General features: G+C 60.8%; 12 protein-coding genes. 3 read left to right on the forward strand and 9 right to left on the reverse strand.

The features are described 5' to 3' along the window. Positions 1-55 precede the first annotated feature (55 nt). The 6 genes from ACQ4WL_RS11270 to ACQ4WL_RS11295 form a co-directional block, all read right to left on the reverse strand. The gene (locus ACQ4WL_RS11270) at positions 56-832 is read right to left on the reverse strand and encodes a peptidylprolyl isomerase (RefSeq protein ID WP_034756072.1); all 777 of its coding nucleotides are present in this window, start codon (positions 830-832) and stop codon (positions 56-58) included. A 111-nt stretch (positions 833-943) separates the two neighbouring features. Further along, on the reverse strand, positions 944-1,723 hold the full coding sequence (locus tag ACQ4WL_RS11275) for a peptidylprolyl isomerase (RefSeq protein ID WP_096235564.1): 780 nt from the start codon (positions 1,721-1,723) through the stop codon (positions 944-946). An 84-nt stretch (positions 1,724-1,807) separates the two neighbouring features. Beyond that, a complete protein-coding gene (locus ACQ4WL_RS11280; protein WP_436509814.1) occupies positions 1,808-2,110 on the reverse strand; it encodes a BolA family protein in 303 nt (100 codons plus the stop codon). Then, positions 2,107-2,736, reverse strand: coding sequence for a septation protein A (locus ACQ4WL_RS11285; protein WP_436509815.1), 630 nt, complete (start codon positions 2,734-2,736; stop codon positions 2,107-2,109). Before ACQ4WL_RS11285 ends, ACQ4WL_RS11280 begins: the two co-directional genes overlap by 4 nt. Before the next feature lie 85 nt (positions 2,737-2,821). Next, entirely contained in the window at positions 2,822-3,223 is a 402-nt protein-coding gene (gene msrB, locus ACQ4WL_RS11290) for a peptide-methionine (R)-S-oxide reductase MsrB (protein ID WP_436509816.1), read from the reverse strand. A 9-nt stretch (positions 3,224-3,232) separates the two neighbouring features. Then, positions 3,233-4,819, reverse strand: coding sequence for a protein adenylyltransferase SelO (locus tag ACQ4WL_RS11295; RefSeq protein WP_436509817.1), 1,587 nt, complete (start codon positions 4,817-4,819; stop codon positions 3,233-3,235). A gap of 107 nt (positions 4,820-4,926) precedes the next feature. On the opposite strand from ACQ4WL_RS11295, the gene ACQ4WL_RS11300 reads away from it, so the two are divergent. Both ACQ4WL_RS11300 and ACQ4WL_RS11305 read left to right on the forward strand, forming a co-directional pair. Then, positions 4,927-6,579 (forward strand): 3-(methylthio)propionyl-CoA ligase, encoded by a 1,653-nt coding sequence (locus tag ACQ4WL_RS11300; protein ID WP_436509818.1) that lies wholly within the window; start codon positions 4,927-4,929, stop codon positions 6,577-6,579. Positions 6,580-6,750: 171 nt separating this feature from the next. After that, a complete protein-coding gene (locus tag ACQ4WL_RS11305) occupies positions 6,751-8,838 on the forward strand; it encodes a 3-hydroxyacyl-CoA dehydrogenase NAD-binding domain-containing protein (RefSeq protein ID WP_436509819.1) in 2,088 nt (695 codons plus the stop codon). A 98-nt stretch (positions 8,839-8,936) separates the two neighbouring features. Here ACQ4WL_RS11305 and ACQ4WL_RS11310 read toward each other — a convergent pair whose 3' ends face one another. The 3 genes from ACQ4WL_RS11310 to ACQ4WL_RS11320 all read right to left on the reverse strand — a co-directional run bounded on the left by ACQ4WL_RS11310 (position 8,937) and on the right by ACQ4WL_RS11320 (position 11,235). Next, positions 8,937-9,785, reverse strand: coding sequence for an alpha/beta fold hydrolase (locus ACQ4WL_RS11310; RefSeq protein WP_436509820.1), 849 nt, complete (start codon positions 9,783-9,785; stop codon positions 8,937-8,939). Positions 9,786-9,892: 107 nt separating this feature from the next. After that, entirely contained in the window at positions 9,893-10,297 is a 405-nt protein-coding gene (locus tag ACQ4WL_RS11315) for a VOC family protein (RefSeq protein WP_436509821.1), read from the reverse strand. A gap of 188 nt (positions 10,298-10,485) precedes the next feature. Then, positions 10,486-11,235, reverse strand: a complete 750-nt coding sequence (locus ACQ4WL_RS11320) for a nucleotidyltransferase domain-containing protein (protein WP_436509822.1) — start codon at positions 11,233-11,235, stop codon at positions 10,486-10,488. 196 nt (positions 11,236-11,431) lie between these two features. On the opposite strand from ACQ4WL_RS11320, the gene ACQ4WL_RS11325 reads away from it, so the two are divergent. Then, the gene (locus ACQ4WL_RS11325; protein ID WP_436509823.1) at positions 11,432-11,635 is read left to right on the forward strand and encodes a hypothetical protein; all 204 of its coding nucleotides are present in this window, start codon (positions 11,432-11,434) and stop codon (positions 11,633-11,635) included. Positions 11,636-11,725: the final 90 nt, after the last annotated feature.

Raw genomic sequence — 11,725 nt, forward strand, 5'->3', positions numbered from 1 at the left:
TTTTCCAGGCGTAAAAAAGGCGCTCCGTGGAGCGCCTTTTCATCTTCATCCAATATTACTGGATTTTTGCTTTCTTCATCAACTCGTCGCGGTAGGCGGCGAGTTTCTTCTGTTGCAGCGATTCAGCCACCTGGCCCTTGACTTCTTCCAGTGCCGGCAGTTTCGTCGGACGGGTTTCTTCCAGCTTGATCACGTGGAAGCCGAATTGCGATTGCACCGGCGTTTGCGTGACCTGGCCTGGTTTCAGGGCCACCATGGCGTCGGAGAATGGCTTCACGTACGAAGCCGGGCTAGCCCAGTCCAGGTCGCCGCCATTGGCTGCGGAACCGTCTTTCGATACTTTCGCCAGTTCTTCGAACTTGGCGCCGCCTTTCAGCTTGGCGATGATGTCTTTCGCTTCCGCTTCGGTGGCTACCAGAATGTGGCGTGCATGGTATTCCTTGTCGCCGGCCTGCGCCTTGAACTTGTCGTACTCGGCCTTGATCTCAGCGTCCTTGACAGGGTTTTTCTTGACGTAGTCGGCCAACAGGGCGTTGATGATGATGCTTTGACGGGCATTGTCGATCTGCGACTTGACTTCCGGACGCGTGCCGTAGCCTTGCTTGTCGGCTTCCTGGATCAGCACTTCACGGCCGATCAGGTCTTTCTTGATGGCTTCGCGCAATTGCGGCGAATCGGCTTGCTTGCCTTGGGCGACGACTTGCTTGACGACCTGGTCGACGCGCGACGATGGGATGGCCTTGCCATTCACGGTGGCCACGTTTTGCGCGAATGCAGGGATCGCGACAACGGCGACCAGGGCTAAGATCAGGCGGGCTGGCTTCAAAATCATGTTCATTCCTAATAAGTATACTAAAAATCGATACGCGCGACTGTCGCGCAGTGCGCATTCAGGCGCAGAATACACGACCGGCGCCGAAAGGGGCGCCGGGGAGGTCAGTTCTTACTGAACTTTTGCTTTTTTGATCATTTCTTCCTGATACGCTTGCAATTTCTTTTGCTGCAGCGCTTCGGCGATCTGTGGCTTGACTTCTTCCAGGGTCGGCAGCTTGGCCGCGCGGGTGTCGTCCAGCTTGATCACGTGGAAACCGTTAGGCGTTTGCACCGGGGTATCGGTGACTTGGCCTTTTTGCAGTTTCACGAAGGCGTCGGAGAACACTTTCGGGAAGGACGATGGCGCTGCCCAGTCCAGGTCGCCGCCATTGTCGGCCGAACCGGCATCTTTCGATTGCTTGGCCAGGTCTTCGAACTTGGCGCCGCCTTTCAGCTTGGCGATGATGTCTTTCGCTTCGGCTTCGGTGGCCACCAGGATGTGGCGCACGTGGTATTCCTTGTCGCCGGTCTGGGCTACGAACTTGTCGTATTCCGCCTTGATTTCAGCGTCGTTGACAGGGTTCTTTTTCAGGTAGTCGCCGACCAGGGCATTGATGACGATGGCCTGGCGCGCGTTCTCGATTTGCTGCTTGACGGCTGCATCTTTACCGAAACCTTTGTTTTCCGCTTCTTGCATCAGCACTTCACGGCCGATCAAGTCCTTCTTGATCATTTCGCGCAGTTGCGGCGAATCCGGTTGCTGGCCTTGGGCGACGACTTGCTTGACGACTGCATCAACGCGCGACGATGGGATAGGCTTGCCATTAACAACGGCAATATTTTGCGCAAAAACAGGTACCGCGACAACGGCGAGTAGTGCGATCAGCAAGCGGGCTGGCTTAAAAGTCATTATTAAATCCTGTTAGGGAAAGTTTCGTAAAAAACGCATGGAAAGAAATTGATAACATGGCTCGGGTACGCCAAAACGCCATCCTTACACTACTTCGGACGGCGCCAGGGCCACAATCGCCAATGCATGGATCTCATTATGCATCATATCGTGCACGGAATCATACACCAGTCGATGGCGCATGACGAGCCTGAGCCCCTCAAATTGACTAGAAATAATGCGTAGATTGTAATGACTTCCGCCCGAGGCGGCGCCCGCATGGCCACGGTGGCGCGCCGAGTCGTCTTCCAGCACGCATTCCAGAGGGGAAAGTGCCGTTTCCAGGCGGCTACGAATGCGCTGCATGCGCGTTTCAGGCGAGGTGTTTTCGGTGGTGGAGCTCATCATGCGTCTTCCTTGATATGTTTGGCCAGGAACAGGGTTTGCGCCACGATGAAGGCAAAGAAAATGCCCGTCGCGCCAAACGCCTTGAAACTGACCCAGGCGGCCATGTCGCCCTTGTACAGCACGAAGGCGACGAACAAATTCAGCGCGCCGATGACGCCAAAGAAGATGATCCACGCCGCCAGCAACTGGTTCCAGACCGCATCAGGCAATTGCACTTGCGCTTCCATGGTCTTGCGGATCAGGTTTTTCTTGAACCCCACATAGGCAATCAAGAGGGCCAGGCCGGACAGCCAGTAGATCAGGGTCGGCTTCCATTTCAGGAAGAAATCGTCATGCAGATAAATGCTGGCACCGCCGAACACGACAAAGATGAACAGCGACAGCCACAGCATGCCGTCGACCTTGCGCCCGCGCAGCAGCAGATAGCTGACCTGGCAGGCGGTGGCGACGATGCCGACCAGCGTGGCAAGTATCCATGGTGCCTGGTCGGCCTTGATGAGGCCGCCGGACACGAAGCCGGACAAATATTGCTGCACGAAATCGTGCGTGGCCGCTTCATACATGCCGCCCAGTTTGAAGGCGGCGAAGAAGGCGATCAGGGGGAATAGGTCGAATAGAAATTTCATGGCGAGACTTTACTATGATCGTGGTGTAAACATCTTAGGAATGACTTAGGAGCAATATTCGTGTTCCATGGTCATTCCTGTGGCATCAAGGCTGCGGATCGAAGCGCAACGAGGCCGAATTGATGCAATAGCGCAAGCCGGTCGGCGGCGGGCCGTCCGGGAAGACGTGGCCCAGGTGGGCATCGCAGACGGCGCAGACGATTTCCGTGCGCTGCATGCCGTGGCTGCGGTCGACGATCTCCGTCACGTTCGCCGGGTCGAGGGCCTGGAAATAGCTGGGCCAGCCGCAGCCCGAGTCGAACTTGGTGTCCGAGGCGAACAGCGGCGTGTTGCAGCAGACGCAGGTGTAGATGCCGTGTTCATGGTGGTCCCAGAACTTGCCCGTGAAGGCACGTTCCGTGGCCGCATGGCGCGTGACTTCGTATTGCATCGAGTCGAGCATGGCGCGCCATTCGGCGTCGGTTTTCTTGACTTTATTCGTGGTCATAATGACTCCTCAGGATGAGCAACTGACTTCAAGGTGGCTGGCCCAGTCGGGCGGCAGGGCCGCATAGTGCTGGTGTTCGGGCTGTTCGTCAAATGGCTTTTGCAGTATTTCCAGCAATTTCGCCACTTCCGTGTAGTCCTGCTGCTGGGCTTTCTCGATGGCCACTTGCGCCAGATAGTTGCGCAGCACGTATTTCGGGTTGACGCCGTTCATGGCCGCTTGCCGCTCGGCATCGACGCTGTGCTCCTGCGAAAGGCGCGCACGGTATTGTGCCGCCCACGTATCGAAGGCGGAGCGGTCGATGAACAGGTCGCGCAGCGCCGTATCATGCTCGGGGGCGGCCACCTGCAGTGTCGCCAGGGCGCGGAAAAAGTTGGTGAAATCCACGTGATTGGCTTGCATCAGCGCAAACATGCTGTCGAACAGCGCCGTATCGTCGGCGTGTTGCGTGTGCAAGCCCAGCTTGGCGCGCAGCAAGGCATTCATCTTCTCCGCAAAGGCGCTCTGATACGTGTCCAGCGCCGCCTGCGCCAGTTCCACTTCGCCGATCAGCGGCAGCAGCGCCTGGCCCAGCGCGTAGCAGTTCCAGTGGCCCACCTGCGGCTGGTTGGCGTAGGAATAGCGGCCCTGCTGGTCCGTATGGTTGCAGATGTGCTCGGCATCGAACGCTTCCATGAAGCCGAAGGGGCCGTAATCGAGCGTCAAGCCCAAAATCGACATATTGTCCGTGTTCATCACGCCATGCATGAAACCCACGGCTTGCCAGTGCGCAATCATGTGCGCCGTGCGCACGCACACTTCGGCCAGCAAGGCTTGATACGGATTGGATGCGGCGCGCAAATGGGGATAAAAACCGTCAATGACGTAGTCGGCAAGGATTTTCAGTTCGTCCGGCTGCTTGCGGTAGAACCAGTGCTCGAACGAGCCGAAGCGCACGAAACTGGGCGCCATGCGCGTGACGACAGCCGCAGTCTCGACTGTTTCGCGCATGATGCCTTGCTGCGACCCCATGATGGACAGCGCGCGCGAGGTGGGAATTCCCAGCGCCGCCATGGCTTCCGAGCACAGGAATTCCCGGATGGACGAGCGCAGCACGGCGCGCCCGTCGCCCATGCGAGAATACGGCGTGGCGCCGGCGCCTTTCAGCTGCAGTTCCATCGGACCGTGTTCGGTGGCGATATCACCGAGCAAAATGGCGCGGCCATCACCCAGCTGGCCGGCCCAGACGCCGAATTGGTGGCCTGAATACACGGCCGACAGGGGCAGCGAACGCTCGGCAACCGTATTGCCGCTCAGCAGCGCCACGTAATCAGCTTCGGCCAGGCGCGCCGCATCGAGGCCGACCAGGCTTGCCGCCGGCGCGCTGGCGGCCACGAAATACGGGGCGGGCAGGGGCGTGGGCATCAGCCGCGTATAGAACGCGGGCGGCAAGGCCGCAAAGGCGTTATCCAGTGGTAAGGTAGGAGCGGTGATGGCAATTCCATTCAAATAAGATGTAGCGGCGAGGTGCGCCAGCCTGGAATGCGATTTTACCGCACAGCGCCAAGGCGCGTGGCGGATGTCCGGGCGGCTAAAAAACGGAATCAAAAATTCCATGCTGCAATGCAATATCGAAATGCGTTGACGATTTCCGCACGACCGTACGAAACTAGGAAAAATCTTTAGCTTCCTACAATAACCGAGTATCCAACCCAGGAGACACGATGTCGGCATTCCCCTTGAGTCCAGTGATGGGCCAGATGATGAATCAGCCCCTGCTGATTTCCAGCATTATCGAGTTTGCAGCGCGTCATTACGGGGGCAGCGAAATCATTTCGCGGCGGGTGGAGGGAGACATGCACCGCTACACCTACCGCGATTGCCACCAGCGCGCGCGCCGCCTGGCCAATGCCCTGCATGGCCTCGGGGTCGGTATGGGCGACCGGGTTGCCACGCTGGCCTGGAATGGCTACCGCCACCTGGAAGCTTATTATGCCGTGTCCGGCTCGGGTGCCGTGCTGCACACCATCAATCCGCGCCTGTTTCCCGACCAGATCGCCTACATCTCGAATCACGCGGAAGATCAGGTCTTGCTGTTTGACCTGACCTTTTTGCCCGTGGTGGAAAAAATCGCCGCCGACTGCACGTTTGTGCGTCATTTCGTGCTGATGTGCGACCGCGAGCGCATGCCCGCCAGCAGCACGATCCCCGACCTGCTGTGCTATGAAGACTTGATCGCCACGCATTCCGACGAGTACACCTGGCCCCTGTTCGACGAGAATGCGGCCGCTACCCTGTGCTACACCTCGGGCACGACGGGCAACCCCAAGGGCGCCCTGTATTCGCACCGCTCGACCGTGCTGCACGCGTATGCGTCGGCCATGCCCAGCGCCCTGAACGTGCGCGCCTCCGACACGGTGCTGCCCGTGGTGCCGATGTTCCACGTGAATGCCTGGGGTTTGCCGTATTCCGTGCCCCTGTCCGGCGCGCGCATGGTGTTTCCTGGCGCGGCGCTCGATGGCAAGTCGCTGTATGAACTGTTCGAGGCGGAAAAAGTGACGTTCTCGGCCGGCGTGCCCACCGTCTGGCTGGGGCTGCTGAATCACGCCTTGCAGAATAACCTGAAATTTTCCACTTTCCGCCGCACGGTGATCGGCGGCGCGGCGTGCCCGCCGGCCATGATGGATACCCTGATCGACAAGTTCGACATCGAAGTCATCCACGCCTGGGGCATGACGGAAATGTCGCCGCTGGGCACGGCGGGCGGCTTGCAGACCAAGCACCTGGACTTGCCGAAGGCCGAGCAGCGCAAGATACTGCAAAAGCAGGGCCATGCCATCTATGGCGTGGATATGAAGATTGTCGACGACGACGGCAAGGAATTGCCGTGGGATGGCGTCGCCTACGGCCATTTGCTGGTGAAAGGGCCGTGGATCATCTCGTCGTATTACAAGAACGAGGGTGGCGACGTGCTGCAGGATGGCTGGTTCCCCACGGGCGACGTGGCCACCATCGACGCCGATGGCTACATGCAGATCACCGACCGCAGCAAGGACGTGATCAAGTCGGGCGGCGAGTGGATCGGCACCATCGACCTGGAAAACCTGGCCATGGCGCATCCGGCCGTGCTGCAGGCGGCTTGCATCGGCGTGTTCCACCCGAAATGGGATGAGCGGCCCGTGCTGGTGGTGGTGTTGCGCCCCGGCATGACGGTCACGCGCGAAGCCTTGCTGCAATTTTTTGAAGGCAAGATCGCCAAGTGGTGGACGCCGGACGACGTGCTGTTCATCGACGCCTTGCCCATGGGCGCGACGGGGAAGATCCAGAAGAACAAACTGCGCGAGCAGTTCAAGGGCCACCGGTTGCCCGGCATGTAATCGAGGCGGCGCGCAAGGATGGAGCGGTGTTGTACCATGATGGCCGGCACCGGCGCTGCGCGCGCCGCGACAAGAATAATACGAGCGTTCTTTTATGCGGTATAGTGAAGCTTCATCCCTTGCATCCACTTCATCGCCAAGTAAAAACCAATACACCAGTAAGGAAGAGACATGAGTGCTGAATATCAAGTGAACGGTGCCGTTGCCGTCATTACCCTCGCCAATCCGCCCGTCAATGGCCTGGGTCTGGCGACACGCACGGCCGCCGTGGCCGGCATCCGTCAGGCGCTGGCGGACGAGGCCGTCAAAGCCATCGTCATCACGGGCGCCGGCAAGGCCTTTTCGGGCGGCGCCGATATCAAGGAATTCAATTCGCCCAAGGCGCTCACGGAACCGACCCTGCACACCCTGATCAATGTCGTCGAGCAATCCACCAAACCGGTGGTGGCGGCCATCCACAGCGTGTGCATGGGCGGCGGCCTGGAGCTGGCGCTGGGCTGCAACTACCGCGTGGCCGCGCCGGGCGCGCAGATGGCCTTGCCGGAAGTCAAACTCGGCATCTTGCCGGGCGCGGGCGGCACGCAGCGCCTGCCGCGCGTGCTGGGTCTGGAAATGGCCCTCAACATGATCGTCTCGGGCACGCCCGTGGCGTCTGAAAAGTTGGCCGGCACGGCCCTGTTCGACGAAGTCATCGCCCCCGGCGCCGACTTGTTGCAAGCCGCCGTGGCCCTCGCCACGAAAGTGGCCGATGTGCGCCCGCTGCCGAAGGTGCGCGAGCGCAAGGTCGATTACCCGAACCATGAAGCGTTCCTGCAGTTTTCGCGCAATACGGTCAAAGCCATGTCCGGCCCGTTCCCCGCACCGCTGAAATGCGTCGATGCCGTGGCGGCCGCCGTGACGATGAAGTTTGACGATGGCTTGAAGTACGAGCGCGAACTGTTCATGCAACTGGTGCAGTCGCCCGAATCGAAAGCCTTGCGCCACGCCTTCTTTGCCGAACGCATCGCCAGCAAGGTGCCCGACGTGCCGGCCGATACCCCCGTGCGCAGCATCGCCAGCGCCGCCATCGTGGGCGCCGGCACCATGGGCGGCGGCATCGCCATGAATTTCGCCAACGCGGGCATTCCCGTGATGCTGCTGGAAACAAAACAGGAAGCGCTGGACAAGGGCTTGGCCACCATCCGCAAGAATTACGAAAATACGGTGAAAAAGGGCAAGCTGACGCAAGAGAGGGCCGAGCAGCGCATCGCGCTCGTGTCCGGCACGCTGGCGTATGCCGATATCGCACAAGCCGACATCGTCATCGAAGCCGTCTTCGAGGAGCTGGGCGTCAAGGAAACGGTCTTCAAGCAGCTCGATGCCGTCATGAAACCGGGTGCCATCCTCGCCTCGAACACGTCCACTTTGGACCTGGACAAGATCGCCGCGTTCACCCAGCGCCCGCAAGACGTGATCGGTACGCATTTCTTCAGCCCCGCGAATGTCATGAAGCTGCTGGAAATCGTCCGCGGCAAGGAAACGGGCAAGGATGTGCTGGCCACGGCGCTGGCGTTGTCGAAAAAGCTGAAAAAGACGGGCGTCGTCTCGGGCGTGTGCGACGGTTTCATCGGCAACCGCATGATCGAGCAATACAGCCGCCAGGCCGGTTTCCTGCTGGAAGAAGGCTGCTTGCCGGAGCAGGTCGACAAGGCGGTGGAGAAATTCGGCTTCGCCATGGGCCCGTTCCGCATGGGCGACCTGGCCGGCAACGACATCGGCTGGGCCATCCGCAAGCGCCGCGCTGTGGAAAAACCGGAAGTGACGTATTCAAAGACGGCCGATTTGCTGTGCGAACTGGGTCGCTATGGCCAGAAGACGGGCGCCGGCTGGTATGACTACAAGGCGGGCGACCGCAAGGCGTATCCGTCGGAACAGGTGAACGCCATGATTATCCAGCACTGCGCCGACATCGGCGTGGCGCGGCGCAAGATCGGCGACCAGGAAATCGTCGAAAGGCTCGTGTATGCACTGGTCAATGAAGGCGCGCGCATCCTCGAAGAGGGCATCGCCCTGCGCGCCTCGGATATCGATATGGTGTATCTGACGGGTTACGGCTTCCCCCTGTTCCGTGGCGGCCCCATGTTCTATGCCGATACGGTGGGCTTGCCGAACGTGCTCGATACGATTGCCGGTTACGCGAAAAGCCGCCACGGCGAGGCGTGGACACCGGCGCCCCTGCTGGTGAAGCTGGCGGGCGAAGGCAAGGGATTTAATAGCTAGAAAACCCAACGGCAGAGACCGGGGTCGGACGGGGACGCCTAGTCCCTCAGGGTCCGACCCCAGATTTTGCTGCTGTGGTTAAATGCCAGCGATACGTATTACTTCTTCTTCGCCACCATCTTGACCGCCTCGTTGACGATGACGGGGTTGTCTTTCTGGATGTAGTAGCCGGCGCCCGTGATGCGCTCGATGGCCGGTGCGCCGGACAGGCGCTGCCAATCCTTTTCCTGGGCCCGCACCACGTTTTCAAACGAGCCCATTTCCTCGATGCCGAACTTGTCGCGCACCAGCAGCATGGCGGGCACGCGCAGGGCGCTGCGCATGTCGACATGCTGCAGGCATTGCGTCTGGGCATCGAATTCGGCCGATTCCGTACTGTTGAACATGAGTTTGCGCCGTGTCTTCACGAGCATGGCGTAGGTGGGCGCGTCCGCCTGCATCCGGTTCCATTGCTGCGGGTGCGTGGGGTCGAGCAAGACCAGGCCGGCCACGTCCTGCGGGTACAGCCTGGCATATACATACTGGTACAGCCCGCCCAAGCCATGGCCGACCAGCACATATGGCGGCTTCAAGCCCGCTTGCGCCAGCAGGGCGCGCTGCTGGGCGGCAATGGTGCAGGGGTCGCGCGGCGTGGTAGTTTTTTTGCTGTCGCCGTAGCCGGGGCGGTCGTAGACGAGCACGCGGTGCTGCCTGGCCACTTCGGGCACCACCTTGGCCCACACATCCTTGCCGTCGCCCATGGCGGACTGGAACACCACGGGCAAGCCGCTCTGGCCGCTCAAGGTATAGGCGATGCTGGCGTCGGGCAGGGCGGCCGTGGCGGGCACGCCCGGCGTGACCGGGGCAGAGGGCAACAGAGAGCAGCCGGAAAAACAGCCTGCCAGCAGCAAGCCGGCGCTGGAGAGAAGCATGGTGCGCGCGGGGCGGCCGACGAATAGATGATGCATGAATTTCCTTCTTGGTGCAGGGACCGGGGACCGGTATGGCGTGCCAGCCATTATAGGCAAATCATGGGAAAGTGAAAATGCTGAACAGAACGGGATTTCCCGTCCTGTCAGCCGGCCTCGGTGCGATGGCAGACGGCTTCGATGCGGTTGCCGTCCGGATCGAACAAAAAGGCCGCGTAATAGCTGGCGTGATAGTGGCGCAGGCCGGGCGCGCCCAGGTCGATGCCGCCGTGCGCCAGCCCGGCGTGCCAGAACGCTTCCACGGCCGCGCGCGAGGCGGCATTGAAGCAGCAGTGGCGGCGCGGCGCGTCGTCGGGCCTGGGGCCCAGGCGCACGGAAAAATAGCTGCGTTCCGGGTGCTCGGCATCGCTGCGCTCGCCGTAGCCTACCCAGGCGTTGGCATGGTCGCTGCCCACCTTGGGCACCTCCAGCGCGGCGAAGATAGCGTCGTAGAAGCGCTCGGCGCGTTCCAGGTCGGCAACGGTGAGAGAAACGTGATCAAGCATGGGCATTCCACTGTAAAAACAAGGACGGCCATAGCATAGCCCGGATCAGGACGGTCGTGGGCCGAAGTGACCGAGTGACACTGCCGGCGGCCAACTGCCGGTTAATGGCGGCTGGCGAGCCGCGCCACGATGCTGCCCGAGCACCTGGTGGCGTTTGCGGCGGGCAATCCGCTGTTGAACGAGGAGTCGGGCGTCTAGCTCGCCTGTTGTTGCGCCAGCCAACGCGTAAATTGGCGCAGCGCCGGCGTAAAACCGCTGGCTGGCACGGCGCCTGGCCTGGCCTGGGCAAGGAAATACGCGATTTGCGCCTGCATGGCGGGATAGCGGCGCAGCAATAGCGCGGCATGCTCGTCCAGGCTGACGGGCCAGCCGGGATCGCCATCCTGGCGCAGGAGGTTGCAGGAACGTATCAGCTTGCGCGACGCCTCGCGCTGCAGGCGGACGATGGCGGCAGGGTCGCGCTCGTCATCGAGGCGCCGCGCATAGTCATCCAGCACGCGGGCAAAGTCGCCATTGACGGCCAGGGCGATGGCGCGCGAGGGCGCGAACGGCGCAAAGTGCGGCGCCAGGTCATCTCCCCACAGACAGCGGCACTGGTGCTTGAGCCAATAGCCCCAGCTGTACAGGTGCTCGGGTGCCAGCGCCTGGGCGCGGTACCCGATATCGAAATCGATCTTGATCACCTCCCGGTGGCGCGCCTGCAAGGCCAGGCGCAGCGTTTCCAGCGTTTCCCGCAGCGGCGGCGTGGGCGGCTGGCGCAGCACCAGGGTCACGTCGAGGTCGGATATGCCCGGCGTGGCGTCGCCGCGGGCAACGCTGCCGTACAGGTATATGCCGTCCAGCAAGTGACCGGCTTGCGCAACCAGGCTGGCGCAGACGTCGTGCAGCAAGGCGTCGAAATGGGGCTGCAATGGGCCGCAGGGAGCGGGTGCAATGGTCGGCATGTTTGAAACGAGTCTGGTAGGAGAAACTTCCACCATAGCATGCAGCGGGGCGCGTGCGCAGGCGAATCCTTTCCATTCAGTAATACCGAGCGCTTGTACTTTTCGGCAAGATCGCGTTAAGATAAAGCTGCCCGCTTATCCAGCGGGCAATCTGGTGTTTTTACGCGCAATTTCGTCCCTATCCATGAGAGTAGCAATGAAATATCTGATCGTTCCCTTCTTGCTGGCCATGACTGGCTGTGAAGTCTTGTATGACGCGAACCGGGACAAGATCGGTGAGTATTGCAACAGCCTCAATAATTTTGACGACCGCAATGCCTGCCGCAAGCGCAACCAGACCAGCTACCAGGAATACGTGCAGCAGCGCGACCAGCTGACAAAGAGCAAGAGCGACAAGTAAGCTCGCCGCCGCATACGCCGTATAAAAAACAAACGCCGCTGAGCAGTCAGCGGCGTTTTGCTTTGCGGACCCCGGCATTGTGGCCGGGGC

The sequence above is a fragment of the Janthinobacterium kochi genome, from assembly GCF_051380715.1.
Classification (GTDB): domain Bacteria; phylum Pseudomonadota; class Gammaproteobacteria; order Burkholderiales; family Burkholderiaceae_D; genus Janthinobacterium.